Annotated in this window: 28 protein-coding genes; 14 read left to right on the forward strand and 14 right to left on the reverse strand. The window is 58.5% G+C overall.

The window, feature by feature from the left end:
* Window positions 1-6: 6 nt before the first annotated feature.
* From AAFN47_RS04860 to moaA, 7 genes are read right to left on the reverse strand one after another with little or no spacing between them, the layout of a single operon-like run.
* Window positions 7-1,272, reverse strand: a complete 1,266-nt coding sequence (locus AAFN47_RS04860; protein ID WP_499808088.1) for a molybdopterin molybdotransferase MoeA — start codon at window positions 1,270-1,272, stop codon at window positions 7-9.
* Window positions 1,269-1,778 carry a molybdopterin-guanine dinucleotide biosynthesis protein B gene (mobB, locus tag AAFN47_RS04865; RefSeq protein WP_499808089.1) on the reverse strand — a complete coding sequence of 170 codons (510 nt, stop codon included), beginning with the start codon at window positions 1,776-1,778 and terminating at the stop codon, window positions 1,269-1,271. The genes AAFN47_RS04860 and mobB overlap by 4 nt, the downstream gene beginning before the upstream one ends.
* Window positions 1,775-2,437: a molybdenum cofactor guanylyltransferase MobA gene (mobA, locus tag AAFN47_RS04870; RefSeq protein ID WP_499808090.1), complete on the reverse strand. Its 663-nt coding sequence runs from the start codon at window positions 2,435-2,437 to the stop codon at window positions 1,775-1,777. The genes mobB and mobA overlap by 4 nt, the downstream gene beginning before the upstream one ends.
* Window positions 2,434-3,324: a formate dehydrogenase accessory sulfurtransferase FdhD gene (locus AAFN47_RS04875; RefSeq protein WP_499808091.1), complete on the reverse strand. Its 891-nt coding sequence runs from the start codon at window positions 3,322-3,324 to the stop codon at window positions 2,434-2,436. The genes mobA and AAFN47_RS04875 overlap by 4 nt, the downstream gene beginning before the upstream one ends.
* Window positions 3,325-3,332: 8 nt before the next feature.
* Entirely contained in the window at window positions 3,333-4,547 is a 1,215-nt protein-coding gene (locus tag AAFN47_RS04880; protein ID WP_499808092.1) for a multidrug effflux MFS transporter, read from the reverse strand.
* Window positions 4,544-5,437 carry a DMT family transporter gene (locus tag AAFN47_RS04885; protein WP_499808093.1) on the reverse strand — a complete coding sequence of 298 codons (894 nt, stop codon included), beginning with the start codon at window positions 5,435-5,437 and terminating at the stop codon, window positions 4,544-4,546. The genes AAFN47_RS04880 and AAFN47_RS04885 overlap by 4 nt, the downstream gene beginning before the upstream one ends.
* A gap of 58 nt (window positions 5,438-5,495) precedes the next feature.
* Window positions 5,496-6,485, reverse strand: coding sequence for a GTP 3',8-cyclase MoaA (moaA, locus tag AAFN47_RS04890; RefSeq protein ID WP_499808094.1), 990 nt, complete (start codon window positions 6,483-6,485; stop codon window positions 5,496-5,498).
* Between the two features lie 229 nt (window positions 6,486-6,714).
* Here moaA and AAFN47_RS04895 point away from each other — a divergent pair, with 229 nt between their 5' ends.
* On the forward strand, window positions 6,715-7,083 hold the full coding sequence (locus AAFN47_RS04895; protein WP_499808095.1) for a gamma-butyrobetaine hydroxylase family protein: 369 nt from the start codon (window positions 6,715-6,717) through the stop codon (window positions 7,081-7,083).
* A gap of 6 nt (window positions 7,084-7,089) precedes the next feature.
* Here the strand turns inward: AAFN47_RS04895 and AAFN47_RS04900 are convergent, their stop codons facing one another.
* Entirely contained in the window at window positions 7,090-7,548 is a 459-nt protein-coding gene (locus tag AAFN47_RS04900; protein WP_499808096.1) for a MarR family winged helix-turn-helix transcriptional regulator, read from the reverse strand.
* Window positions 7,549-7,595: 47 nt separating this feature from the next.
* Between AAFN47_RS04900 and AAFN47_RS04905 the strand changes: the two genes are divergently transcribed.
* Together AAFN47_RS04905 and AAFN47_RS04910 are read left to right on the forward strand one after the other, a co-directional pair.
* Window positions 7,596-8,513 carry an alpha/beta fold hydrolase gene (locus AAFN47_RS04905; protein WP_499808097.1) on the forward strand — a complete coding sequence of 306 codons (918 nt, stop codon included), beginning with the start codon at window positions 7,596-7,598 and terminating at the stop codon, window positions 8,511-8,513.
* 77 nt (window positions 8,514-8,590) lie between these two features.
* Window positions 8,591-9,202, forward strand: a complete 612-nt coding sequence (locus tag AAFN47_RS04910; RefSeq protein ID WP_499808098.1) for a pyridoxamine 5'-phosphate oxidase family protein — start codon at window positions 8,591-8,593, stop codon at window positions 9,200-9,202.
* A gap of 6 nt (window positions 9,203-9,208) precedes the next feature.
* Here the strand turns inward: AAFN47_RS04910 and AAFN47_RS04915 are convergent, their stop codons facing one another.
* The 3 genes from AAFN47_RS04915 to AAFN47_RS04925 form a co-directional block, all read right to left on the reverse strand.
* Window positions 9,209-10,270 (reverse strand): DUF2332 domain-containing protein, encoded by a 1,062-nt coding sequence (locus tag AAFN47_RS04915; RefSeq protein WP_499808099.1) that lies wholly within the window; start codon window positions 10,268-10,270, stop codon window positions 9,209-9,211.
* Complete coding sequence (locus AAFN47_RS04920; RefSeq protein ID WP_499808100.1) at window positions 10,267-11,886, reverse strand: fumarate hydratase; 1,620 nt, start codon at window positions 11,884-11,886, stop codon at window positions 10,267-10,269. Before AAFN47_RS04920 ends, AAFN47_RS04915 begins: the two co-directional genes overlap by 4 nt.
* 160 nt (window positions 11,887-12,046) lie before the next feature.
* Window positions 12,047-12,571, reverse strand: coding sequence for a tetratricopeptide repeat protein (locus tag AAFN47_RS04925; protein WP_499808101.1), 525 nt, complete (start codon window positions 12,569-12,571; stop codon window positions 12,047-12,049).
* 255 nt (window positions 12,572-12,826) lie between these two features.
* Here AAFN47_RS04925 and ada point away from each other — a divergent pair, with 255 nt between their 5' ends.
* Both ada and AAFN47_RS04935 read left to right on the forward strand, forming a co-directional pair.
* Window positions 12,827-13,915, forward strand: coding sequence for a bifunctional DNA-binding transcriptional regulator/O6-methylguanine-DNA methyltransferase Ada (gene ada, locus AAFN47_RS04930; RefSeq protein ID WP_499808102.1), 1,089 nt, complete (start codon window positions 12,827-12,829; stop codon window positions 13,913-13,915).
* Between the two features lie 250 nt (window positions 13,916-14,165).
* A complete protein-coding gene (locus tag AAFN47_RS04935; RefSeq protein ID WP_499808103.1) occupies window positions 14,166-16,046 on the forward strand; it encodes a L,D-transpeptidase family protein in 1,881 nt (626 codons plus the stop codon).
* Window positions 16,047-16,113: 67 nt separating this feature from the next.
* Here AAFN47_RS04935 and AAFN47_RS04940 read toward each other — a convergent pair whose 3' ends face one another.
* Complete coding sequence (locus tag AAFN47_RS04940) at window positions 16,114-16,515, reverse strand: helix-turn-helix domain-containing protein (RefSeq protein ID WP_499808104.1); 402 nt, start codon at window positions 16,513-16,515, stop codon at window positions 16,114-16,116.
* Window positions 16,516-16,626: 111 nt separating this feature from the next.
* On the reverse strand, window positions 16,627-17,322 hold the full coding sequence (locus AAFN47_RS04945; protein WP_499808105.1) for an HAD family hydrolase: 696 nt from the start codon (window positions 17,320-17,322) through the stop codon (window positions 16,627-16,629).
* Between the two features lie 176 nt (window positions 17,323-17,498).
* Here AAFN47_RS04945 and rpiA point away from each other — a divergent pair, with 176 nt between their 5' ends.
* The 3 genes from rpiA to gor all read left to right on the forward strand — a co-directional run bounded on the left by rpiA (window position 17,499) and on the right by gor (window position 20,274).
* Window positions 17,499-18,191, forward strand: coding sequence for a ribose-5-phosphate isomerase RpiA (gene rpiA, locus AAFN47_RS04950; protein ID WP_499808106.1), 693 nt, complete (start codon window positions 17,499-17,501; stop codon window positions 18,189-18,191).
* Between the two features lie 23 nt (window positions 18,192-18,214).
* Window positions 18,215-18,769, forward strand: a complete 555-nt coding sequence (locus AAFN47_RS04955; RefSeq protein ID WP_499808107.1) for a DUF2059 domain-containing protein — start codon at window positions 18,215-18,217, stop codon at window positions 18,767-18,769.
* Between the two features lie 113 nt (window positions 18,770-18,882).
* On the forward strand, window positions 18,883-20,274 hold the full coding sequence (gene gor / locus AAFN47_RS04960; protein WP_499808108.1) for a glutathione-disulfide reductase: 1,392 nt from the start codon (window positions 18,883-18,885) through the stop codon (window positions 20,272-20,274).
* A 6-nt stretch (window positions 20,275-20,280) separates the two neighbouring features.
* Here gor and AAFN47_RS04965 read toward each other — a convergent pair whose 3' ends face one another.
* Entirely contained in the window at window positions 20,281-21,159 is an 879-nt protein-coding gene (locus tag AAFN47_RS04965) for an alpha/beta hydrolase family protein (RefSeq protein WP_499808109.1), read from the reverse strand.
* Window positions 21,160-21,404: 245 nt separating this feature from the next.
* Here AAFN47_RS04965 and AAFN47_RS04970 point away from each other — a divergent pair, with 245 nt between their 5' ends.
* The 6 genes from AAFN47_RS04970 (at window position 21,405) to AAFN47_RS04995 (ending at window position 26,944) form a co-directional block, all read left to right on the forward strand.
* Window positions 21,405-22,037, forward strand: a complete 633-nt coding sequence (locus AAFN47_RS04970; protein ID WP_499808110.1) for a gamma-glutamylcyclotransferase family protein — start codon at window positions 21,405-21,407, stop codon at window positions 22,035-22,037.
* 133 nt (window positions 22,038-22,170) lie between these two features.
* A complete protein-coding gene (locus tag AAFN47_RS04975; protein WP_499808111.1) occupies window positions 22,171-23,547 on the forward strand; it encodes a class II 3-deoxy-7-phosphoheptulonate synthase in 1,377 nt (458 codons plus the stop codon).
* Window positions 23,548-23,682: 135 nt separating this feature from the next.
* Window positions 23,683-24,066 carry a GFA family protein gene (locus AAFN47_RS04980; protein ID WP_499808112.1) on the forward strand — a complete coding sequence of 128 codons (384 nt, stop codon included), beginning with the start codon at window positions 23,683-23,685 and terminating at the stop codon, window positions 24,064-24,066.
* A 214-nt stretch (window positions 24,067-24,280) separates the two neighbouring features.
* Window positions 24,281-24,637, forward strand: coding sequence for a diacylglycerol kinase (locus AAFN47_RS04985; RefSeq protein ID WP_499808113.1), 357 nt, complete (start codon window positions 24,281-24,283; stop codon window positions 24,635-24,637).
* On the forward strand, window positions 24,634-25,224 hold the full coding sequence (locus AAFN47_RS04990) for a hemerythrin domain-containing protein (protein ID WP_499808114.1): 591 nt from the start codon (window positions 24,634-24,636) through the stop codon (window positions 25,222-25,224). The genes AAFN47_RS04985 and AAFN47_RS04990 overlap by 4 nt, the downstream gene beginning before the upstream one ends.
* Window positions 25,225-25,267: 43 nt before the next feature.
* Window positions 25,268-26,944, forward strand: a complete 1,677-nt coding sequence (locus tag AAFN47_RS04995; protein WP_499808115.1) for an NAD+ synthase — start codon at window positions 25,268-25,270, stop codon at window positions 26,942-26,944.
* Window positions 26,945-26,950 lie beyond the last annotated feature (6 nt).

Raw genomic sequence — 26,950 nt, forward strand, 5'->3', positions numbered from 1 at the left:
CCGGGATCAGACGCCGAATTCGTTGAACGGTATGTAGGAGATCATCTGCCCGGGTGCGACCGACCGGGTCTCTTCGTCCAGTTCGATCAGCCCGTCGGCGGCCCGCAATCCGGATATGAGGCCGGAACCGTCCCGCTCGAATTTCCGTGCAACCGGGCCGCTTTCGCAGTTTGTCAGCCATCCGCGAAGAAATTCGCGCCTGTCGGGTTTCTTGCGATCGATCGTAAATCCGGCGGCCACCCGAAATCGCGTCGGCTCGACATAGTCTCCCCCGCCGAGAATGGTCAGCGCGGGACGGCAGTAGAGAAGGAAGCAAACGAAGGCGGCGACCGGATTTCCGGGCAGTCCCATGAAAACGCAATCGCCGATCTGGCCGAATGTCATCGGCCTGCCGGGCTTGATCGCAATCTGCCATGCGTGGCGTTTGCCGAGCCGGTCGATGGTGGCGACAACGTGGTCTTCATCGCCGCGCGAGGCTCCTCCGGTCGTCAGGATAACATCATGGTCCGCCGCCGCGTGAGCGATCGTTTCTTCGACGTTGGAGGCGATGTCCGGCACGATGCCGAGACGGCTGACGGTCACGGGAAGCGAAGCACAGAGAGAGACCAACATCGCGCTGTTGGAATCGAAGACCTGGCCGGCTGTGATCGGCGTTGCTTGTCCGGTTTCCAGCAATTCATTTCCTGTGGAGATGATTGCGACCCTGATCGGCCGAAAAACAGGAACCTCTGACAACCCAAGCGACGCCAGGGACGCGATCTCCTGCGGACGCAGACGCTTGCCCGGCGCTATTACGACGTCTCCGGATTTTATATCTTCTCCGGCCTTGCGAAGATTGGCCCCGCTTTTCAGACCGAACGGCACAGTGATCTGATCGGCGGCGACGGTGCAATCCTCTTGCATCGCTACAGTGTCGGCGCCTTCGGGTATCGCTGCGCCGGTAAAGATCCGCGCTGCTTCACCTTTGTCCAGAGAGTAATCTGCCAAATCGCCGGCGGCGATCACGGGCCCGGTGCGCAACGTCCCCGATTCCCGATAGTCGGCGTGTGAAAATGCAAATCCGTCCACAGCGCTGTTGTCGTGCAGCGGCACGTCGCGGGGCGCAGCCACAGGCGTAGAGAGAAACCGGCCAAGCGCCTCTGATAACTTGCAATTTTCAGATTCAGCGACGGTCGTAACCCGCTCCTTCAGAAGGTCAAGCACTTCGCTGTGGCGCAGGCGGTCCTTGTCGTGCAGGAAACAGTCGTTCAGCAGAGACGCGGTTCGGGTCATCGTTGCAAACCTGTGTGCCGCTCTACAAAATCGGCAATGGCGACGGTGTCGTCGAGATCGAATACCGGAAGCGCGGCGTCGTCGACCGGGTGATCGGACGCGATCGCCACGAATGATGAATTGCCGTCGGAGATGGTCTTGCCTGGCGCCGAGTTCAGTCGCCGCGTCTCGATCTTCGGATGATCTTCCCGCTTGTAGCCTTCCACTATGACGATGTCGCACGGCGATAGTTGGTCGATCACGGACCCGAAGTCCGGCTCGTCCTCCTCCCGAAGTTCATGCATCAACGCCCAGCGGTTCTGCGAGACGATCATCACTTCGCCTGCTCCCGCGTCCCTGTGACGACGGCTGTCCGTGCCCTCCTGATCGACGTCGAAGGCGTGATGCGCGTGCTTGACGGTCGAGACCCGCCAACCGCGGCGGCTCAATTCCTCGACGAGGCGGACGGTGAGGCCGGTTTTGCCGGAATTCTTCCAGCCGGCGATGCCGAAAATGCGCGGCTTCACCCGTTATCTCCTGATCCGGATTTGATCGTTGCAAGCAGGGTTTCGGCTTCGGCAAGCTCCTGTGGCGTATTGGCGTTGAAGAATGGATCTATTCCATTCGGATGAGCCTCGATGTCATGGAATTCGACAATCCGCCACGGATGTCGTTCGACCCAGGCCATCACCTTGTAGCTATCAGTCGAGTCCATCCACCCGGCAAGATCCCTGTGAAGGCAGAGCGGCCAGAGGCCGAATACGGGGTGCCGGTGCGAGCGCGACGACGCCAGAACGATGCAACTCGCGTCACCGCCCGTCCGATGCGAAAGGCGCGCAACCAGGTCGGCCGGGAAGAATGGCGTGTCCGCCGCGGCGGTCGCCAGATGCGTTGCGTGGCTGCGCTGTTGCAGCGCCCAATCCATGCCGGCGGCGATACCGGCGAGGGGGCCTGCAAATCCGGCAATACTGTCCTTGACGATTGGCAGTGAGAAGTCGCGGTAAAGGTCAGGATCGCCATTCGTATTGATGACAAGGTCGCTGACCTGCGGTCTTAATCTCTGCGCTACGTGCGCGATCATTGGCAGTGGACCAAGCCTGATCAGGGCCTTGTCGTTGCCGCCCATGCGCCGAGACAGGCCGCCGGCGAGAATGCAGCCGACGATTGTTTCCCTCGCAAATGTCATGGGCCGTCCTCTGCAGCCTCAGAGCGTCGCTTTCCGCGACCCGCATCCTCATCGTCCACGGTCTGCGTGTCGATGTCGTAGACGATGCGCTGCCGCGCTGAGAGCGCCACGAAGCGTTTACCGCGGGCGCGGCCGATCAGCGTCAGGCCAACCTTGCGCGCCAGATCGACGCCCCAGGCCGTAAAGCCTGACCGCGAAACGAGGATCGGTATTCCCATCATCGCCGTCTTGATCACCATTTCGGACGTGAGCCGGCCGGTCGTGTAGAAGATCTTGTTGTCCGTCGAAACCCTGTTCATGAACATCCAGCCAGCGATCTTGTCGACGGCGTTGTGGCGCCCGACATCCTCCATATACACCAGCGGCCGGTCTTCCTCACACAGCACGCAACCATGTATGGCGCCCGCCGCAAGATACAGAGACGGTTCGGTGTTGATCGTTTTTGTCAACGCATGGAGCCACGAGGTCCGGATAGTCGCCGTTTCCGAAAGGCGGATGGAATCGAATCCCTCCATCACGTCGCCGAAGACGGTGCCCTGGGCGCAGCCGGAGGTCCGGACCTTCTTCTGCATCTTTCCTTCGTAATCGGTTTCGCGTTCCGTGCGGACGACGACGACGTCCAGTTCGTCGTCGTAATCAATGGCGGTAATCGCATCATCGGGCGACAGCATGTGCTGGTTGCGCAGATAGCCGACGGCCAGAAGGTCCGGATAATCGCCAATCGTCATCATCGTGACGATCTCCTGCCGGTTGAGGTAGAGCGTCAGTGGTTTCTCCGTCACCACCCTGGTGGTGACGGGATTGCCGTCCTGGTCGACGCCGTCCACTTCTCGTGAAAGCTTCGGATCGTGGGGATCGGGTCGGATCAAAAAACTCGTGTTTGCCATTTCACGCCTCAGGCGCCGGTGTTCTCTTTCGCAACCAGTCGGTCAACGTGAATAACGTAAAGCGTTGAAACCATGCCTGCAATCGAAGACAGCATGATCACGAAAAACAGCGGATAGGGGCCTGTCTCCGGTCCTAGAAGCGAACCGGCGACAACCGAAAGCACGGCGCCGCCGCCAACCATGATCGCGCCGCCCAGCCCGGAGGCCGATCCGGCCAGATGCGGACGGACACTGACAATGCCGGCGTTCGCGCTCGGCAGGGTGATGCCATTGCCGAGGCCGATGAAGGACATGCAGCCGAAGAACGAAATCGGGTGATGAAGCCCCAGTTTGAACACGACAATGGCGAGGAGCATGCCGCTTGCGGCGATCATGTTTCCGATCAGCATCATCCTGTTGATGCCGACCCGGCGCGCGAACATGCCTGAAAAGAAGTTGCCAACCATGTAGCCGATAGCCGTCAGGGCGAAATAGGCGCCAAGAGTGGCCGGGCTCATTTCGAGCATTTCCGTGGCGACATAGGGGCCGCCGCCCAGGAAGGCGAAGAAAGCGCCGACAGTGAAGGCCGCGCACAACGAGTAGCCCCAGAAGCGGCGGGATTTGAAGAGTTCCGGATAGGCGCCGATCTGCTGCCGGAAACTCGAACTCTTGTGCTGATTGGTTTCCCCGAGGTCGAAATACACGAGCCACAGGACGATCAGAGTGAAAACAAATCCCACCCAGAAGGTTGACTGCCAGCCATAGAGTTCACTGAGATAACCGCCAATGGCTGGCCCCAGCATCGGCATGACGGCCATGCCCATGGTGACGTAGCCGATCATGCTTGCTGCTTCATCCGGTTCGACGAGATCGCGGATCACAGCGCGCGACAGGGCTATGCCTGACACGACCGCCGTCTGGACCAATCGCGATATCAGCAAGACCTCGAAATTTGGGGCATAAATGCAGCCAAGGGTCGAGATGAGCGTGATTATAATGCTGACGAGCATAACCGGCCGCCGGCCGTAACGGTCGGAGAGGGGGCCGAGCGCAATCTGGACCAGCGCCGTCATCGCCAGATAAGCCGAAATCAGCAACTGGACCGCCACATAAGGGGTCTGAAAATGAATCTCAATCGCCGGCAGGGCTGGCAATATGATGTTCATGTTCAACGGGCCTAAGCCGGCCATGATAACCAGTGTGATGATGGTCGGCGGCGTTCGCCTGTTTAGAAATCCACTCACGAATCAACCTCCCCGGCGTTGCGTTTCAACACCACCTGTTCGCGGTAGAGCGTATAAAGACCTGAAGCAACAATGATCGCTCCCCCCAGAAGCGCCAAGGCGTCCGGAAAATCTCCGAAAATCAGCACGCCGAACAACACCGCCCAAAGAAGGCTCGTGTAACGGAATGGCGTGACGATTGGTATCTCGCCCTCCCGCATCGCCAGGACAATGAACTGATAGCCGACGAGCATGAAAATGGATGCGCCGACGAGCATCGCCAGTTGAGTCCAGTTGATCGGATCCCAGCGTCCTTCGAAGGCGCACATAACAAGCCCGGCGATGGCCACCGCTGGCGCCGCGATCAAGGACAGGTAAAGCGACGGTATATCGCGATCCATCGCGCGGGTGCACAAGTCGCGCATCGTCGCCGAGAAAACCGCGAACACGATGAGGATCGTCCAGGCTGAAAATCCGGCTAGACCCGGACGGATGATCAGCAAGACGCCAAAAAAGCCGGCGAGAATCGCCAAGAGGCGTCGCCAGCCGACCGGTTCTTTCAGGAACAGCGCGCCGCCGAGGGTAATCGCAAGAGGCAGCGCCTGCAGGATGGCCGAGGCATTGGCAAGTTCGATATGCGTCAGCGCGGTAAGGAAGAACACGGTTCCAAGCACTTCGCCGAGCGTGCGCAGCGCCGGCAGCCGTCCGAACGCCGTCTTCAAGGGTCGCAGCGCTCCGAACCGGCGCGCGATCAGGTAAATCCAGATCGTGCCGAAGAATCCTCGCAGCACGATCGCCTGATTCATGCTGATATCCTCGGCGACGCGTTTCAGAAGGGCGTCATTGGTTACGAAGCCAGCCATGGCCAGCGTCATGAACAGCGCCCCTTTCATATTGGATGAAAGCGGCATGGCTACTCAGCTTCTTGTCGGAAGCAAAAAAGGCCGGGGAACCCGGCCGGGAATGTCGTCATCCTCCGGTGACGCTCATATGTCTTGCGACTGCAGGCCGGTTGTTCCGGCGGTCTATAATAAAATCGTGTCCCTTGGGTTTGCGCGCGATGGCGGCGTCGATCGCATTGGAAAGGGATTCATTGCCTTCGGAGTTGCGCAATGGCGCGCGCAAATCAGCGGCGTCGTCTTGTCCGAGGCACATATACAGCGTTCCGGTGCATGTTATGCGCACGCGGTTGCAGCTTTCACAAAAATTGTGGGTCATCGGCGTGATGAAGCCGAGACGCCCGCCGGTTTCGGCGATTTCGACATAACGCGCCGGACCGCCGGTTTTGTAAGGAATATCGCGCATGTCGAAGGTGTCGGCGAGGTTTGCCCGCAGGACAGACAACGGCAGATAATGATCAGTGCGGTCTTCCTCGATTTCACCCATCGGCATGGTCTCGATCACGGTCATGTCCATGCCTTCGCCATGCGCCCAGCGAATCAGTTCGGGTATTTCCTGATCATTGAAATCCTTCAGGGCCACCGTGTTTATCTTGACCTTCAAGCCGGCCTTCCTGGCGCTTTCGAGACCGGCCATGACGCGGTCCAGATTGCCCCAGCGTGTAATCTGGCGAAACTTGTCGGGATCAAGCGTATCCAGCGACACATTGATTCGGCGCACGCCGAAGTCCGCCAGTTGATCCGCGAACCGGAAAAGTTGAGAGCCGTTGGACGTCAGGGTCAGTTCGTCGAGAGCACCGGAGCGCAAATGGCGCGAGAGGCCCTCGATGAGATGCATGACGTTTTTGCGGACCAGCGGCTCGCCGCCGGTCAGCCGCAAACGGCGGACGCCTTTTTCAATGAAGACAGTGCAGAGCCGGTCCAGTTCCTCCAGCGACAGCAGTTCTTTCTTTGGAAGAAAGGTCATGTGTTCCGCCATGCAATAGGTGCAGCGGAAATCGCAGCGATCGGTCACGGAAACGCGCAAATAGTCGATTGAACGGCCGAATGGATCGATCATCGAGGCGCTGTCCGCCCGATTATTAACTTGTTCCATAGTGTCCGTACTACGCTGCTGCATCATCAATGCTCCAGAACGGTCAGGATGAACTTTAAATATTCCCCCAAACCATCTATGTCGCGCCGGAGGATGTTTTCGTCAAGTCGGCGCTGGCAATTCATTCTGGCAACAGGTGTATGCCCGTCGCCTGACAGCATCAATTCAAAAGCCCTTTTGACAGGATCGAATCATGGCAAGACCAAGCGAGATCAGAGTTTCTAAAGACCGGCGGGTTTTGACGGTGAGTTTCGATAGTGGCGACGTCTATGCGCTGAGCGCCGAAATGCTACGGGTTCTGTCGCCATCGGCGGAAGTGCAGGGCCATTCACCCGATCAGCGCGTGACCGTTCCAGGCAAGATCAATGTCGAGATCGTTTCGGTTCAACCGGTTGGCAACTATGCCGTCAGGATCGGCTTCGACGACATGCACGACACCGGCATATACACCTGGACCTACCTGCAAAAGCTGGGCAATGATCATGATCGCCTGTGGCAGGTCTATCTCGACGAACTCAGCGAAAAGGGGATGACCCGCGAAAGTGCCGACAGGTCACGATAAGGATTCTCAGTCGCCCGGCTCTTCCATATTCGCGATCATGCGCTTCATGACATCGCCGACGAGGTCGCATTCTTCCGGCGTGCTGGTCGACATCGACATCTCGATGAGGCCAACTTCGATATCCAGTCCCTTGCGGGCGATTTCACGCCCCTTGTCGGTGAGATAGAGCCGGAGGACGCGCTTGTCGTCACTGTCCGGGCGGCGCTCGATCAGTCCTCGTTTCTCGATCTGCGGCAGCAGCATGCTGATATTGGAGCGTCCGACCAGCAGTTTGTGCGCAAGATCCTGCTGGGAGATCCCCTCGCTTCGATAGATATTAGCCAGAATGTCGAAATGCGGAAGCTTGATGTCCAGCGGCGCCAGTTCCTTCGCAAGGCGTTGTTTCACGACATGACAGGCGCGGGCGACGGCGATCCAGTTCCAGAATCTCTTATTGTCCCAGGGGAGCGGTTGATTATTGTTCATAGTTGTACTATAATGTTCATGCTTGAACTGTTTTAGAGATTCCGAATATGACATCTTTCAGCCAAAAGGTCACCCGGCTTGTCTTTGATATTGCTGGACGAATTTCTCCTGATACGGCGGGCGCCCTGGCGTTTCGCCTGTTCAGCCGCACGCCGTCGAAAAAGCCCTCCACCGTCAAGGCCCGCCGGGCGCTTGACGACGCCCGCAGCCGCATGGTTTCGGCGAGCCGAACACAGCTTGTGATTTCGACCGGCTGTGTCAACGCGCATCATTTCCGTGGAAGCAACCGTATTCACAGCGCCGAAACTGTGCTGGTGGTCCACGGTTGGGGATCGCGATCGGAATACATGATCACCTTGATAGAGCGAATCAGGGACAGCGGCCGAAATGTCGTTGCAATCGACCTTCCCGGTCACGGACAATCGTCGGGGCGCAGCCTGACGATGGCGAACGCGGTGGAAGCCATCGACGCGGCCTGGCGGGAATTTGGTCCGTTCTCGGCGGTTGTCGGACATTCCTTCGGCGGAGCCGTGGCGCTCAATTCTGCGCGGGGCACGGTTTGCGGCGTAACGGCGAGAACGCCCCGCAAGCTGGTCTTGATTTCGGCGCCAAACAACATTGCGGAAGTCTTTGTCCAGTTCGCCGAATGGATCGGCTTGCCGGAGGCGGCGCGCGGCGCCCTTTATGATCGTGTTCAAAAAGTCACCGGCAGGCCGTTGTCGTGCTTCGTCGGCACGCGGTTGCTTGCTGCAATGCCCATCCCCGCAATGGTTATCCATGCGCCCGACGACAAGGAGGTGTCCTGGACCGCGGCTGAGGAATTCGTCGCGGCAGGCAGCCATGTTCGCCTGGAACGGGCCGAGGGGCTGGGCCACCGCCGTATTCTCAACGCACCGGAGATTGGATCGTTGATCGCGGAATTCATCGACGCGCGTCCGGTTGACCCTCTGCGGGAAGCGGCTTGAGAGAACTCGTCTGTCGCAATACCGTGACGTTCATGTGACAATGCTCCGGGCATTTCCAAAATACGACCGGAGGCTGCATGTCGATTATCGAAACCGTCGAGCAACTGGAAGCAATTTACGGTCTTCCGCAAAAGACCTCTTTGGTAAAGGTCGCCAGCCGGATGACGCCGCAATACGCGCGAATCCTCGAAGCCTCGCCATTCTGCGCACTGGCGACTGTCGGGCCGGAAGGGCTCGATTGCTCTCCCCGAGGCGACTTGAAGGGTTTCGTGCGGATCGGCGACGAGAAGACGCTGCTCCTGCCCGATCGGCGCGGCAACAATCGTATCGATTCGCTGAGGAATATCGTGCGAGATCCGCGCGTGGCGCTGATGTTTCTGGTTCCGGGAAGCGGCAACGCGCTCAGGGTGAACGGCAGGGCCCAGATCAGCGTCGAACCGTCACTGCTCAACAGTTTTGCAGTGCAGGAAAAGGCGCCGCGCAGCGTGATTGTCATCACAATCGACGAAATCTACTTCCAGTGCGCGCGCGCTATCGTTCGCTCGAAACTCTGGGATCCCGCGCAAAAGGTCGATCCGAAGACGTTACCGACCGCCGGAGACATCGTCGACGCGATGACCTCGGGAGAGATCGACGGCAAGGCATATGACGAGGAATGGCCCGGCCGGGCAGCCACGACGATGTGGTGATCGCCATCAGGCGCGCCAGTCGACCCAGCGTCCATGGAAATCGGCGCGGCCGAGCCGCTTCGCTTGCGCGCCTGGCCATTCGATCATCTGAAGGAGAGCGCCTGGGCGCTCATTATCTGCCTCCATGGACACCCAGAACAGGGGAGTGTCCAGTCCCGCTTTTCGGCCGGCCTTTTCTATCAAGGCGCTGCCCTTCTTCCTGGCCTCTTCCGGCAAGTACTGCCAGGCGATGGTATTGAAGACCACGTCGGCGTGTCCGGCGGGGCGCGTGTCAAGACGCTCCTCAAGCCATTGGACGGCGTCGGCGCGATCCACCACAAAGGGGTGTTCGCGCGCCAATTCAATGGCTGCGTCAAGGCGATCGAGCCTGTCCTGCTGATCGGGCCAGGTATACGACCGCAACCGGATCCGGTCGTCTTCCGACGTCAGATCGAAGGGTCTCAGGTCGCAGCCGCGCCTGTCGGCGATCTCGAGATCGACCGTCGGCGCTTGACCGCCTTTCCATTCCGGTTCGAGGCGGACTGACGATCCCTTCTCTCCGTAGGCCTCGCCTGCGAATTTGTAATGAAAACGATCCATGAGCAGATTGAGGCCGGCGCTCGCGCCCACTTCCGACAGCCGCATTGGCAAACCCGTCTGCGCCGCGATTCTCAGCAGGGCAGGGTATATTGCGCTGGACCTGCGAATCTCGTTCGTCTGAGGCGGGCTGTCCAGGCAATGATCGACGAAGGTCTGATGTCGTACAATGGCTTGGCCGACAGTGTCAGCGACAACAGAGGAACCTGGCATCGTTCCGTGCGGCGGATAGATGGCCGCAAGGTCGGCGTCGAGGTTGCGAATCACCATCTGGTGAAGTGTTCCGGCCAGTCTCAACGGAATGGAATCGCCACTGCCGGAGATATCGCCTTCCCAGGTCGCCAGGCGCTGGCGCACAGGCGTATCAGGCAGGCCGTATTTGGCGATGCTTCCCAGCAATAGCGCCGTGAACGGCGAGCCCAGTTTCTCGCAGGACTCGGCCTGGGACAGGAAGACTGCGTTGACCCGCTCAGGCAGGCGAAGCGGCGTCATCCGAGATTGAGCGCCTGAAAGAAATCGTTGCCCTTGTCGTCGATGACGATGAAGGCCGGGAAATTTTCGACCTCGATCTTCCAGATCGCCTCCATCCCGAGTTCGGGATATTCGACGACGTCGACTCTCTTGATGCAGTCCTGGGCGAGCCGCGCGGCGGGGCCGCCGATCGATCCGAGGTAAAACCCGCCATGACGGCCACAGGCGTCGCGCACCGCCTTCGAGCGATTGCCCTTGGCGAGCATGATCATCGATCCACCGAAGGACTGGAACTGGTCGACATAGCTATCCATGCGACCGGCGGTGGTGGGGCCGAAGGATCCGGAAGCGTAGCCTGTCGGCGTCTTGGCCGGACCTGCGTAATAGACAGGATGGTCCTTGAAATAATCCGGCATCGCTTCGCCGTTTTCGAGACGCTCGCGGATTTTCGAGTGGGCGAGGTCACGCGCGACGATGATCGTGCCGTTCAGGGAAAGGCGAGTCTTTATAGGGTATTGCGAAAGGTCCTTCAGGATCTGATTCATGGGGCGGTTAAGGTCGATATGCACCACATTGTCCGTCAGGCTGTCTTCGTCAATCTCTGGCATGTACTTAGCCGGATTGGTCTCGAGCTCTTCGATAAATACGCCGTCTTTCGTAATTTTTCCCTTGGCTTGCCGGTCGGCGGAACACGATACGCCTAATCCGATCGGCAACGAGGCGCCGTGGCGGGGTAGGCGGATCACGCGCACGTCATGGCAGAAATATTTGCCGCCGAACTGTGCGCCGACGCCCATCTGTTGCGTCAGCTTGTGAACTTCGGCCTCCATCTCCAGATCGCGGAAAGCATGTCCGTCTTCGGAACCCCGGGTCGGCAATCCGTCGAGATATTTGGTCGAGGCAAGCTTGACGGTTTTCAAGTTCATTTCAGCGGACGTGCCGCCGATGACGATCGCCAGGTGATAAGGCGGGCAGGCCGCAGTCCCCAGCGTCAGGATCTTTTCCTTCAGAAATTCGATCAGGCGATCATGGGTCAGTAGCGAAGGCGTGCCCTGGTACAGGAAGGTCTTGTTGGCCGAGCCGCCGCCCTTGGCCACGAACAGAAACTTGTAGGCGTCTTCGCCCTCTTCGTAGATATCAATCTGCGCCGGCAGGTTGTTGCGCGTGTTCTTTTCCTCGAACATGGCGATCGGAGCAAGCTGGGAATAGCGCAGGTTTTTGTGTTCGTAGGCGTCGAGAACGCCTTTTGCGAGCGCTGCGTGGTCGCCGCCTTCGGTCCATACGCGGCGTCCCTTCTTCGCCATGATTATGGCTGTGCCAGTGTCCTGGCACATAGGCAAAACGCCACCGGCGGCGATATTCGCGTTTTTCAGCAGGTCGTAAGCCACGAACTTGTCGTTTTCCGTGGCTTCCGGGTCGTTGAGTATCGAGGCAAGCTGCTTGAGGTGCGCCGGGCGCAAAAGGTGATTGATGTCCGCGAAGGCAGCCTCGGTCAGCATGCGGATGCCTTCCTCGGCGACGGTAAGAATCTCCTGTCCCTTGAAACTGTCCACGGTCACGAAGTCGGAGGTCAGTTTTCTGTAGGGAGTTTCGTCCGTGTTCAGGGGAAACAACTCGGCGGCCGCCACATCTGACATTCATCCAACCTTTCGCAGTTGCCGGAACGCAGCAGTCGACGCTCCTTTATCGGTTGGCATCTAATTATTGAGGGGCGGCGGTGACGTCAATTATAATCGTTCGAAACTAAACCGGCCGCTTTCACGGCCGGTTGGACGTCGTTTCGCTGCTCTGCGATCGTCAGCTTTCGGTGTCGCGGATGTAGTTGGCGATGTGTCCGGAAAGCTGCTGGTACTCGCCGCATTCACGACTGCTGCAGAGCTTCTGGATCGTCGCCAGCTGTTGCAGCGCGCCTTTCAGGTCACCCTTCTGAAGAAGGGCTTCACCGTAATATTCACGCACGAGCGTATATTCGGGATCGATCTCCATCGCCTGTCTGTAATATTCCATGCCCACATCGATACGGCCGAGCTTTCGGTTGGAGAAGCCGAGGTAGTTCAGAACACGCTTGTCGCTCGCGTCTGCAGTCTGCAGCATCTCGATGGCTTTCTCATACTGGCCGGCGTTTGCGAAATCGCGACCTTGCTGAAACCGGTATTCCATTTCATTTTCTGAATTCTTCCTGACGCATTTCTTGGCCGTCTCGTCCCAGACATAGCCGGAATTGCAGGTGTTGCCGCTGTTTCCGGCGGAAAACACCGGCGTAACCGTCATAGTGCCTGCGGTGACGAACAATGCGGCGCATGTGACTTGAAATAGCTTCATTTCATTCCCTCTGATGAAGTTGCGTTTCAGCGTTTCAGATCGGATGCCAATCCAGGCTTTGAGAATAGTAAAACTCAGGATTGACGACATTACTACAACGTTACTACCGATATTGAGATAGGGAGAATGGTATTTTTTCAAGGCAGGGTAGAAAATTGGAGATCCGGATTCGATGGCAAGAACCGGAGTGTGCGTTTTTACAGTTCGAAGTAGCTTGCTGCTCGAAATCGATCCATTATTTTTGAGGACAGGACAATGCTGGACCTGACGACGCCGATGAAAAACAATCCGTCAATCGACAATGACGACGCCTGCTGGGAGGCGGTCCTGAACCGCGACCAATCCGCTGACGGACGTTTCGTTTATGCGGTCGTAACCACGGGCGTGTTTTGCCGGCCGTCATGTCCTTCCAGAAAGGGCTTGCGCAAGAATGTGCGGTACTACGAAGATCCGGCTGAAGCCCTTAAGAACGGGTTTCGTCCATGCAAACGTTGTGATCCGCTTTCCTTGGCAGTTAATCGCAAACAGGATGCGATCGAGGCGGCTTGCCGATTGATCGAAGAGAGCGTCGAAATCCCCGACCTCGACGACCTCGCCAGAGAGGCCGGCATGAGCAAGTTTCATTTCCATCGCAAGTTCAAGGCTGCGACAGGCATAACGCCCAAGGCCTATGCGGCGGCGACAAGGGCGGAGCGGATGCGCGGCAATCTGGCCTCCGGCGCTTCCGTGACCGAGGCGATCTATGACGCCGGCTACAATGCGAGCAGTCGCTTCTATGATGAAGCGGCGAACCGGCTGGGCATGCAGCCGCGACAATTCCGCGACGGAGGACGCGACGCCGAAATACGGTTCGCTGTTGGAGAATGCTCGCTCGGTTCGATACTGGTCGCCGCCACAGATAAAGGAGTGTGTTCAATCGAATTCGCCGACGATCCCGAAATTCTTGTCACTCGCCTGCAGGACCGTTTCGGCAAGGCGCGCCTCGTCGGCGCGGACAAGGATTTCGAAGAACTGGTCGCCCGCATCGTCGGGCATGTCGAGAGACCCGAAGGCTCGCTCGATCTCCCGCTGGATATTCGCGGCACGGCCTTTCAGGAAAAAGTCTGGGCGGCGCTCAGAGCAATTCCCGCCGGCGCCACTGCAAGCTACGCAGACATTGCGGCGACGATTGGCCAACCCGGCGCGCAGCGGGCCGTCGGCGCCGCCTGCCGGTCCAATCCGGTGGCCATGGCGATACCATGTCACCGGGTTGTGCGGACGGACGGTCGCATCTCGGGTTATCGGTGGGGAATTGAACGGAAGGAAGCTTTGTTGACCCGGGAATATGCCCTGGCGGCGGAATGAAAGACTGATTCTCGTGGCCCGGTCCTGTCCCGATCCTGACCGCCCGCTCCGGGCCGCCGGGTGATTGGGTGGTGCATGAATACCTCAGTTGCAATCAAATTTTCATGAGATAGCCCTAATTTTACTATTTTTAACCATGATAATATTGCATGGCATGGCTTGCACACCGTAGCTATGTTTCCGGAGAACGCGGGTGGGAACGCATCTTTCATTCATTCGTTCTTGTGCGGGATGAACAACGGAGACTGATATGCGTGTGATCGTAACGGCTCTGATTTTTACGTTGGCGGTGGGTCTGGTTTTGCCGACGACACAGCCCGTCAAAGCAGAAAATGGCATATGGAATATTTTTCGCAACAAGGAGCGGCGTGAGCGCCGCCAAGATTTGCGTCAACAGCGCCAAGTCGAAATTCAGCGTCGCCAGGCAGCTTCCACGCCGACGGTAAAGGTCAGTTCTCCGCGCTACTACAATTACAAACCGGATGCGATGAAGGCGATGGACCTGAGCGTGCTGGCCAATTCTAATCCCGCCGAACTTCATCCGATGCACCGGCCGCCATCCGTCGATCCCATGCAGGAGAGCCGTCAAAATCTCGATGGTTATCGGGTTACGGTCTTTCCGGAAGTGGGCGAAGCGATTGTTAATTACTACAAGAACAATTCCGGTTTGATCTGGGTTTCCGGTGATCAGGCCAACGACAGGGCGCGCGAGGCGCTTGAAACCATGGCGCGCGCCGACGAAGTTGGTCTCGATCCGGCGATGTATCAGCTTGATCCTCCCGATTCTGATTACGATGCGTCCGATATGGAAGCGAGACAACGCGAACTGATCCGTTTCGAAATGGACATGAGCGCGAAAGCGCTGACCTACATCCTCGATGCGACGCGCGGCCTCGTCGATCCCAACAGGCTGTCCGGATATCACGACCTGGAACGCAACACCGTCGATTTCGAACCGGTGATGCTGAAACTCTCGGTTAGCGATGATATCGAAAGCGATCTGCTGAACAGCAATCCGCGCAATGACAAGTTCCTGGCTTTGCAGCAGGAACTCGCCCGTCTGCAGGAAATCGACGAGAAGGAACATGTCGAGATTGCGGAAGGCACGTTTCTGAAACCCGGAACGTCCAATCCGGAGCTTGCCAACGTCATAAAGGCCATACAGCTTCGGGGGTCGGATACCCTGCTGATGAACCACAGCCTGACCTTTGTCGAGTTCGAAAAATCGGACAGCGACGTCTACACGCCGGAGCTCGTCAACCTGGTCAAGGATTTCCAGAAGGAAAACGGTCTGAGCGCGGACGGGATCGTCGGTCGCAACACCATCGCCAGGATGGAAGGCGTGACAAACGCCGACAAGATCGAAATGGTGAAGCTGGCGATGGAGCGCCTGCGGTGGCTGCCGAAAGAACTCGGGCCGCGCCGCGTCTTCGTAAATCAGGCAGCCTTCATGGCTGACTATGTCGAAAACGACAAGGTGGCGTTGTCCATGCGCGTCGTGGTCGGAACAAGGGCCAACCAGACCAATTTTTTCAGAGATGAGATCGAGACGGTGGAATACAATCCCTACTGGGGCGTGCCAGGTTCGATCATCGTCAACGAAATGCTGCCTCGGCTGCGCGGCAATCCACACTATCTCGACAGCCTCGGGTACGAAGTCACGGACCGAAGGGGGCGTCGGATTTCATCGGCCAGCGTGAACTGGTATTCGGTTGGCGCGAATTCGATTCCCGTGGATGTGCGTCAGCCGCCCGGTCCGAAAAACGCGCTCGGCGAACTCAAGATTCTTTTCCCGAATTCGCACGCGATTTACATGCACGATACGCCTTCCAAGAGCCTTTTCGAAAAGGATAAGCGCGCCTACAGCCACGGATGTATCCGCTTGCAGGACCCTCGCGCGATGGCGGCGGCTGTGCTTGGCAAGTCGCGCGATCACGTGGCCGCCCAGATATCACAGGGCCGCAATCTGTCCGAAGAGGTGCCGGTCAAGATGCCCGTTTACATCTCCTATTTTACCGCTTGGCCGGATGACAGCGGTAAGGTCGGATATTTCGCTGACACCTATGATCGCGACAAATATCTGGGTCAGGCTGTGGAGAAGACCGGCAAGTCCCGCGCCGCCAACGGGTAAGGTCAAAGCGGATCGGTGGGGCGGCGTGAAGCGTTGGCTCCACCGGTCGCCATCATGCTGACGGGCTTTATCCGTTCAGAGTTTCTTCGGGCAGCTTGAGCGCACTTGCGATGCGGCGAAGAAGCGTTTCATCTGTTTCCTCTCCGCTTTCAATTCTTGCGATATCGCTGGTTGTCAGCCCACAGGTCACCGCCAGATCATCAAGACTGTAACCGAAGGACTCGCGAATCGATCTCACGGCGTTTCCGCGTGTCGTGGATGCGATTTCAGACGTTTCCGAGGTTTTGATATCTGGTTTGACAGTCATGGGGAGCGTTCTCTCAATATAATCGTGCAAACGAGACGAATGGATGGCTGCGATGCTGGAAACCAGACACGACACGCTACCTTTGCGGAGCGGCCGCATGGCTGAAATTGTGGAACTTTTAGTCCGGTTTTCAGATTTTTGCAACGCAGGATACAGGCGCATCCATTCGCTCGGCCGGGAACAGGGCCTGTCGACATATATGGGCGGTCTGGCGCAGAGGAAAAGGTCTGAACAATAATTGCCTGATCGCCGCCCGCGCCAGGTTGTGTATGTTCAGGCGCTTGCGGCGTTTTTCCTGTCCGCGGCGTCAACGAGCGTGTTGACCAGTTCCGGCGTCAGCAAATTGAAATGGTCAATGATATGATCAGCGCCCAATTGCTCGACCGGTATGTCGGTGTAGCCAAACGTTACCGCGATCGAAGGAACGCGGGCCTCGCGAGCAGCGACGATATCATTCGATGAATCGCCAATCATCACGGCTTTTTCGGCGCCGGATCTGCGGATCGTTTCCAGAACATGTTCCGGATCGGGTTTGCGAACGGCGATGCTGTCGCCGCCGAGAATCGTCACGAAACTACTCGTGAGGCCAAGACATTCGATCAGCCGCACCGCCAGCTGTTCCAGCTTGTTGGTGCAGATCGCCATCGGCATTCCCGCTTCGCTCAATCGGGACATTGCGGCGTTGAGGCCGGGATAGAGAGCAGACTCACCCGGCATCGATTCCGCGTAGAACGCCAGAAAACGGTCGAACAGCGTTTCGAATTCCTCTGCGGACACTGGTCTTTCCCGCATTTCGAGGGCCCGCTGTATCATCACCCTGGCGCCGCGGCCGACGAGAAAACTCATATCGTCATACTGCACGGGTTCAACGCCGACCGGTTCGATCGCATGATTGAGACTGGCCATCAGATCCGGCGCCGTGTGGATGAGAGTGCCATCCAAATCGAAGATGACTAGGGGCTGTGTCATGGAATTTTCCGGTTTGGGCAGGGATGGGTGTTTGGTTACGGCAGCTCGGCTGCGAAGGCAAGGCCTCACGCTTTTCATTTTATCCAACTCGACGGCTCAGTCCGTATAACGTCTTTGCTTGTTGTCTGCGACGTGCTAACAGCCCGTCACGGTCAATGAAGGGGAGCGGATGGCGCATGGATGCGCGCGCGCTGAAAATCGAGGCGGCGAAGGTCGCGCTGAGCTATGTCGAGGACGGCATGCGGCTCGGCATCGGAACAGGTTCTACGGCCGAGGAATTCGTCAATCTTCTTGCTGAAAAGGTCGATGGAGGGTTTCATGTGAAGGGCGTCCCGACGTCCGAAAAAACCGCTCATCTGTGCGTCCAGCTTGGCATTCCGCTTTATTCGCTCGACGAAATGCCCGAGCTCGATCTGACCATCGACGGAACCGACGAAGTCGATGGCGATCTGCGCTTGATCAAAGGCGGAGGAGGGGCTTTGCTGCGCGAAAAAATCGTGGCGTGCGCCTCCGGCAAGATGATCGTCATCGCAGACGAAAGCAAACAGGTCGAAACCCTCGGAGCGTTTCCGCTTCCAATCGAAGCGATGCCGTTCGGGCTCGAAGCCACGCGCAAGGCGATCGCCAACGCGGCAGAAAAGCTTGGCCTGACGGGCGAGATCGCGCTTCGCCAGGACCGGGACGGACCGTTTGAAACGGACGGTGGACACTATATACTCGATGCATCATTTGGCCGTATTCCGGATGCAGAAGCCCTTTCTGAGTCCTTGAACGCCATTCCGGGTGTCGTCGAGCACGGATTGTTTCTCAATATCGCGTCCGCTGCAATTATTGCCGGTTCGTCCGGCGTGCGGACTTTGACTGCCTAAAGAGATCAGGAGTTATGAACACAATGAACAAGGCTACGGGAATTCGCCAACTGAGATTCGCCCTTTGCGGGGCTATGGTGCTGGGGGTTGCTGCGCCGGCTTTCGCGCAGGAACCTTCTGCAGAGCACATCGCCGCCGCCCGTCAGGCGATCAGGGCGCTCGGCGCGACGCAGCAGTTCGACGCGATCCTTCCCAATGCGGCCCAGGGCCTCAAGGCGAGCCTGATCCAGACTGCGCCCAACATGCAGGACGTCATCGCCGCGACTGTCGATGAGACCGCGATCAGCATGGTTGGTCGCCGCGCCGATCTCGAGAGGGAAGCGGCTTCCATATACGCCAAGAATTTCTCGATCGAGGATCTGAACGCGATCACGCAATTCTATCAAAGCCCGGCCGGTCAGCAGTTGCTGGAAACCGGACCGCTTGTCACCCGCGAATTGCTGCGCGCGGCGGAAGTCTGGTCGAATGGCATTTCCCGCGATCTGACGATCCAGACCGAAGAGACATTGCGCGATCGTCTCGGCGAGGCTCCGTCTGCGCAAACGCCTGATACGGATGACGGCTCCGAAGGAAACTGATAGCCCGCCGGTTTTCTGCGGTCGCGGCTTCAGCAAGGAACAGGCGGCGTCGGGCGTTTTTTGACGCCCCGCCGCTTGAACGCGCGTTTTACCTATCGACAGGGATGTAAACCATGTCTGACTACGATTATGATTTCTTCGTGATCGGCGGCGGCTCGGGCGGAGTCAGGGCTGCGAGGCTTGCCGCGTCGATGGGCAAGAAAGTCGGCGTTGCGGAAGAGTTTCGTTATGGCGGAACCTGTGTCATCCGCGGCTGCGTTCCCAAGAAACTCTTTGTCTATGCGTCCCAGTTCATTGAACATTTCGAGGACGCGCACGGCTATGGCTGGACTGTTGGCGAGACCCGCTTCGACTGGAACGAACTGGTCTCCAACAAGGACAAGGAAATTGCCCGCCTCGAAGCCGCCTACCGCAAGGGCCTCAGCAACGCCGGCGCCGAGATCTTCGACAGTCGCGCCGAACTGGTCGACGACCACCGCATCCGCATCGTCTCCAGCGGCAAGACGGTCACCGCCAAAAACATCCTGCTGGCGACGGGCGGGCGCCCCGACGATAGCCACGCGATTAACGGCGGAGAACTGGCGATCACCTCCAACGAGGCTTTTCATCTTGAGCGGCTACCGAAGTCCATTCTGATCGCAGGCGGCGGCTACATAGCGGTGGAGTTCGCGAACATCTTCCACGGTCTCGGCGTCGAGACGACGCTGATCTATCGCGGTCGTGAAATCCTGAAGAATTTCGACATGGACATGCGCCGCACGCTGCACGCCACGATGGAGGAAAAGGGTATCCGTATCCTCTGCGGAGAGGTGATCGACCGCATTACGCGCTCCGCCGACGAGCGGCTTGACGTGATCACCTCGGGCGATCGCAACCTGAAGGTCGACGAGGTGATGCTGGCGCTCGGGCGCACGCCGAACACAGACGGTCTTGGCCTCGAAGCGGCTGGCGTTGTGACAGACGACAAGGGCGCGATTGTCGTCGACGAATATATGCGCACGAATGTCGATCACATCTTCGCCGTTGGCGACGTGACCGACCGGGTTCAGCTGACGCCGGTTGCGATTCACGAATCCATGTGCGTCATCGAGACGCTGTTCCGGGACAATCCGACCCGTCCGGATCACGATACGATTGCAACGGCGGTCTTTTCCCAGCCGGAGATCGGCACAGTCGGACAGACAGAAGACGATGCGACCGAAAAGCTCGCCGAGGTCGAAATCTATCGCGCGGTCTTCCGCCCGATGAAACACACGTTGTCGGGCCGGCAGGAGAAGATGGTCATGAAGCTGGTGGTCGATGGTCAGAACCGAAAGGTCGTCGGCGCCCATATTCTTGGACCCGACGCCGGCGAAATGGCGCAATTGCTCGCCATCCCGATCAAGGCGGGCTGCAGCAAGGAAGATTTCGATCGCACTATGGCCGTCCACCCCACCGCCGCGGAAGAACTCGTCACCATGTACAACCCGACCTACCGGATCAAGGACGGCGTCAGGGTCGATTGACCATCGCTACCGCGAAGCCGTCATGACCGGTTCGTGGCTCAATACCCAGTTCATGATATCCGGCCACAGCGTTTCCCTGAAACGCGATCGGAAAAAGCCGAGATGACCGATCTCCGGTTCTGTGGTCATGTCCGGCGATAGCCAGACCTCGCTGATATCCGCATTGGAATAATGTTTGAGAAGGCCGTGGACAGCGCGCGGCGTACCCCACAGATCGTCTGTCATTCCGACGGATAAGAGCGGGATCGTCACGGTGGCGTATCCCTTCCGTGCGCCGACTTGCGGATCGTCGAAGAAATACTCATGGTGATTGCACCATCGGGTCCAGTCCTGGAACACTGAAGAGGGGATGCTCTCGCCAAGTCCCATGAACGGCATGGTGCGTCCGAAGAGAGCCGTGACAGGCAGGCCGACCAAATTCATGCTGATCAGGTTTTGCCAGGGCGTGTCGGTGCCGCGCCAATAGCCGGAAAGGCTGGCCACCAGGCAGTAGCGGCTGAAGCGCTGCGGGTCGCCACAAATGCCCAGCGCCTGACCGCCAAAGGATTGCCCGACGCCGACCATTTCATGGCCGGGGGCTTCCTTGTCGAGCCGCCGCATCGCAGCCGCCATGTCCTGTATCGCCCAGTCGCGCATATTGATGCGCTGCGTCCAGCCTTTGGGCCGGGGTGATTGCGGGGTTCCGCGATAATCGTAGGTCAGCACGGCGCGGCTGCCGTTCTCTACCAAGGCCCGCGCGAAAGACGCATAAAATCCTCGCGGCGCGCCGGTTGCAGATGAAATCAGCACGGACGGTTTCGAGTTCTCTCCGCTCTTGGCGGTGAAAAGAGTACCTGTCAGCGGAAATCCGTCATCGCATTCGAATGTGACGATGGTCTCTCTCACTGAAGGTTCGCCGGACATCACTGGTGCTGGCCCATTGATGCTTTCCTTTTGTGAAACAATCACTTCCTGTCCGGGGTTCATAATCAGAATCCGTTATGTATCGAAATTGGAAATTTGTGTCGGCAGCGTCTGATATGAACTCTAGCATTGACGTTTACGTCAAAGTCAATACGGCGAGATATTCCTGTTGTGAAAAATGCAATGTGGCTGTAGCAGATGCTCCCATGACTGCTGAGCAATCCCCTGTGACAGATCTAAACGAATTTCGGGAACTCGCCGAAGAAGGGAGACTTGTCGCTTATTTCGGCTACGGATCGCTGGTCAACCGGCGAACCCTGAGAACGGCGTTTCTCGGCGCGTCCGCGGCGCGCGTGACGGGTTGGCGGCGATGCTGGCGTCCGCGCGATCCCGAACTGGCCGCCCTGGGCCACGACGCGTCATTGCTGAGCGCGCGACCGCAGGAAGGCTCCGTGGTGGAAGGTCTCGTCGTCTATGATCGGCTGGACCACCTGCCAAAGGTGGACAGGCGGGAGACCGGCTACAACCGCGTCAGCGTTGCGCCGGACCGCCTTGATTTTGTCGGCAGCGCGCTTGCCGATTGTCCGGTCTATATCTACGAGGCGAAGACCAACGATGCAGTGGACGATCCGGGCCACCCCATCCTGCAGTCCTATCTGGACGCGGTTTTGCAGGGATTTCTCGTCGAATTCGGCGAGCCGGGCGTACGCGGCTTTGTCGAGAATACGCTGGGGTTCGAGCGGCCGGTGCAGAGAGACAGAAAAAGTCCGATCTATCCGCGTTCGGTCGAATTGTCCGCCGCCGAGACGGAATTGTTCGACGGTTTGCTGCTTCGGCGCGGCGTAACCTGGCTGGATTGACGGTCCCGATTTGGCCGTCTTGCAGCATTATGACATGGCGAGGCGAATTGGCTGGCAATAGCCGGCAATTGCCGTTATAAGCGCGCCTCTGAGACGAAAGGGCCTCGCAAAAAACAACGGACAGGTGAGTGATATGGCACAAAAATGGACACCGGACAGCTGGCGCAGCAAGCCGATTCTCCAGGTGCCGGATTTTCCGGACAGCGCAGAATTGGAAAAGACCGAGGCGCGTCTCGCAACCTATCCGCCGCTCGTTTTTGCAGGTGAAGCCCGCAAGCTCAAGTCAGTGCTCGCCAATGTGGCCAACGGCAATGGCTTTCTGCTTCAGGGCGGCGATTGCGCGGAGAGTTTCGCCGAACACGGCGCGGACAATATTCGCGACTTCTTTCGCGTGTTCCTGCAGATGGCGGTCGTGCTGACCTTCGGTTCGCAGCAACCCGTGGTCAAGGTCGGACGCATCGCCGGCCAGTTTGCAAAGCCGCGCTCTTCGAATACCGAAAAGATAGACGGCGTCGAACTGCCGAGCTATCGCGGCGACATCATCAACGGCATCGAGTTCGAAGAAGAGTCCCGTATTCCCGACCCGCAGAGACAGGTCATGGTCTACCGTCAGTCGGCGGCGACGCTCAACCTGCTGCGCGCTTTCGCGCAGGGCGGTTACGCCAATCTGGAGAACGTGCATCAATGGATGCTCGGTTTCGTCAAGGACAGCCCGCAGGCCGAGCGCTACCGCAAGCTCGCGGACCGCATTTCCGAAACCATGGATTTTATGAAGGCGATCGGCATTTCCGCCGAAAACCATCCAAGCTTGCGTGAAACCGATTTCTTCACCAGTCACGAGGCTCTGCTTCTGGGCTACGAGGAGGCGTTGACGCGCACCGACTCCACGTCGGGCGACTGGTACGCGACCTCCGGACACATGATCTGGATCGGCGACCGCACACGCCAGCCGGACCACGCCCACGTCGAATATTGTCGCGGCGTGAAAAACCCGCTCGGTCTCAAATGCGGCCCCAGCATGACGCCGGACGGTCTGCTCGAGCTGATCGATCTTCTCAACCCGCAGAACGAGGCCGGCCGGCTGACGCTTATCGCCCGTTTCGGACATGACAAGGTGGCTGAACACCTTCCGAAGCTGATCCGCGCCGTGGAGCGGGAAGGCAAGAAGGTCGTCTGGTCCTGCGATCCGATGCACGGCAACACGATCACGCTGAACAGCTACAAGACCCGCCCGTTCGAGCGCGTGCTGTCGGAAGTCGAGAGCTTTTTCCAGATCCATCGTTCGGAAGGCACGCATCCAGGCGGCATCCATATCGAGATGACCGGCAAGAACGTCACCGAATGCACGGGCGGCGCGCGCGCGGTGTCCGCCGAAAATCTGTCCGATCGGTATCACACGCACTGCGATCCGCGGCTCAACGCCGACCAGTCGCTTGAACTCGCCTTCCTGGTCGCCGAGCTTCTCAAGGGCGGGCGCGATCAGGACATGTGTGCTGCGGCCAACGGCTGATTGATCCTTCGAAAGGGGATTTGATCCCCTTTCGTTCCGTTTTCGTCAAATTTGTTGAACTGCGCTTCAAAAGAACTGCGTTGTGTTGATATGCGCCTGTGCCGATAACCGGATGAGTTTGGCGGGAGGCGCAGCATGGAATCACATCAGGGGTCTTGTCTTTGCGGATCCGTTCGTTACACGACGGAAGGTCCTTTGCGCGGCGTATCCGTGTGTCACTGCTCGCAGTGCCGGAAACAGTCCGGCCACGTATACGCCTCCGTCAACGTCGCCGAAGAGGCTCTGATCGTCGAAGGCGCGTCGAACCTGACCTGGTATCGCTCGTCGGAAAAGGCGAAGCGCGGATTCTGCAATGTTTGCGGCTCAGCTCTCTTTTGGAAGCATGACGACGAAAAGCAGGTGTCAATTCTCGCCGGTTCGCTCGAAGGCGCAACCGGACTGTCGATCAGTCGCCACATCTATTGCGCTGACAAGGGTGACTACTACGAAATCGATGACGGCAAGCCGCAGGTTCCGTAGGCGTTCGTCGGCGCAGTGTTCATGGAAAGCTAAATGATGTGTCGCATTCCTGTGATGGCGTGCTTTCGCGACAGCCGCCAGCGCAGGGTGGTCGGCGACCAAAATCCATAGTTCAATGGAATTCGGCGACTTGTCGATGGATGCCTGTGCGTTCACCTGATAGCTTCCCGACGGGCCAGGTCTCAACGCATCCTATCGTCAGAGCGCATTCCTCATGAAGAAATTCTATCCCGCGTTTTTGAATTCGTGGCACGGACTTGTGCATGCCGCGCGCAACGAGCAAGCCTTTCGTTATGAGGTCTATTGCTTCCTCGTCAGTGTGCCTCTGGCCGCGTGGCTGGCCGACACGGCGCTGCATTCTGCGATGCTGGTCGGTTCCGTTGCGCTGCTGATGATCGTTGAATTGCTCAATACCGGCATCGAGGCGGTGTGCGACGGTCTGTCCGGGCACTACATGAAGGAAATCAAGATCGCCAAGGACTGCGGCTCGGCTGCAGTGCTTCTTTGCATTCTGCTCGCCACACTCGTGTGGCTGGCGGCAATCATCGAACGGACTGGAATTTTCAATTGACCGCCATCGACGCGAAAGACGCGCTCTTTCAAAGATCCGGACTTCCGGATGATCTTCTGTTTCTGTTGCAGAAATATCCGCGCGACAGGTGGGGTCAGGACATAACGCTGACCGATATGTGCCAGTTCTGGATCCAGCGTCACGACATGTTCCGCGAACTCGGAGGCGCGCTCAGCGGCAGCGTGGTGATGCTGCGCGAGGAGAAGGTTGATCCGGCTTCCTTCCGGCAATGGTTTGCGCCTCGGGTCAACTTCCTCCTGTCGCAGCTGGAAGGTCACCATCATATCGAAGACACCCATTATTTTCCGAAATTCCAGGTGGCCGAGCCCCGTCTGAAACGCGGCTTCGATATTCTCGATGCGGACCACCACACGATTCACGATCTGCTGGCAAGCAATGCGGAAGCCGGAAACGCGTTCCTGAAGGGCCTTGCCGAGGGCGGCGACGCCCTGAAATACGCATCGGAAAAATACAGTCACGAAGCCGATCGCCTGCTTGCCGGACTGATGAGGCATCTCGAGGACGAGGAAGATCTGATTGTCCCGCTGCTCGTCGATCGCGAGGGGATGGGCGAGGTCCTGATGTGACAAGGCGATTGCCCTTGGACCGGGCGCGCGCTACACGGCTTTCATGAGCACTGAAATCGAAAATGTCATGAGAATTGCGATTGCCCAGCTGAACCCGACAATGGGTGATGTGGCGGGCAATCTCGAGCTTGCGCGCAAGGCGAGGGCGGACGCGGCGCGCCACGGCGCCGATCTGGTGTTGTTCACCGAGTTGTTCCTGTCCGGCTATCCGCCGGAGGATCTGGTTCTCAAACCCGCCTTCATGCGCGCCTGCGACCGGGCGCTTAACGATCTGGCCGCCGATACGGCCGACGGCGGGCCCGGCGTCGTTATCGGGTTTCCGCGCTTCAGCGAATTCGGCCGGTTCAATGCGGTCGCGCTTCTCGATGGCGGCGAGATCGTTGCTGAGCGCTACAAGGTCGATCTGCCGAACTATGGCGAGTTCGACGAAAAACGCGTGTTCGATCAGGGGCCCATGCCGGGTCCGGTGAATTTTCGCGGCGTGCGGCTCGGTCTTCCCGTTTGCGAGGATATCTGGGGCGATTTCGGCGTTTGCGAGACGCTGGCCGAAACCGGCGCAGAATTGCTGCTTGTGGTCAACGGCTCGCCCTATTACCGCGGCAAGGTCGACACGCGCCATCAGGTGGCGATCAAGCAGGTTATCGAAAGCGGCCTGTCCCTAATCTATTCCAACCAGCTTTGCGGACAGGACGAACTGGTGTTCGACGGCGCGAGCTTCGCCATCAACGCCGACAAGTCGCTCGCCTTTCAGATGAGCCAGTTCGAGGCCCAGACCGTCGTGACGACATGGCGGCGCGATGGCGACGGCTGGACTTGCAGCGACGGTCCGATGTCGCGCATTCCCGATGCGCTCGAAGCCGATTACCGCGCCTGCATGCTGGGCCTGCGCGACTACGTCAACAAGAATGGCTTCAGCAATGTGGTTCTCGGTCTGTCGGGCGGCATCGACAGCGCTATCTGCGCCGCGCTTGCCGTGGACGCGCTCGGCGAGGAACGGGTGCGCGCGGTGATGCTGCCCTATCGCTACACGTCCGGGGAATCGCTGAAGGACGCGGAGGATTGCGCGCGCGCGCTTGGCTGTCGATACGACATCGTGCCGATCTCCGAGCCGGTGGAAGGCTTCTCCAACGCGCTGTCGCAGATGTTCGAGGGAACGACCGAAGGCGTCACGGAGGAAAACTTGCAGAGCCGAACGCGCGGCGTCATCTTGATGGCGATCTCGAACAAGTTCGGCTCCATGGTGGTGACGACCGGAAACAAGTCCGAAATGTCGGTTGGCTACGCCACGCTTTACGGCGACATGAATGGCGGGTTCAATCCGATCAAGGACCTCTACAAGATGCAGGTCTACGAATTGTCGCGCTGGCGCAACGACAATGTGCCGCCCGGCGCACTGGGACCTTCCGGAGAAGTGATCCCGCAAAACATCATCGACAAGGCGCCGTCGGCCGAACTGCGGCCAGACCAGACGGATCAGGATTCTCTCCCTCCTTATCCGGTGCTGGACGACATTCTGGAGTGTCTCGTCGAGAAGGAAATGTCCGTCAGCGATATCGTCAAGCGCGGCTATGATCGCGAACTCGTCCACCGGATCGAGCACCTGCTCTATATCGCCGAATACAAGCGGCGGCAGTCTGCGCCCGGCGTCAAGATCACGCGCAAGAACTTCGGCCGAGACCGGCGCTATCCGATCACCAACCGCTTCCGCGACAGGGATTGAGCCGAC

The sequence above is a fragment of the Hoeflea sp. CAU 1731 genome, from assembly GCF_039888615.1.
GTDB lineage: Bacteria > Pseudomonadota > Alphaproteobacteria > Rhizobiales > Rhizobiaceae > Flavimaribacter.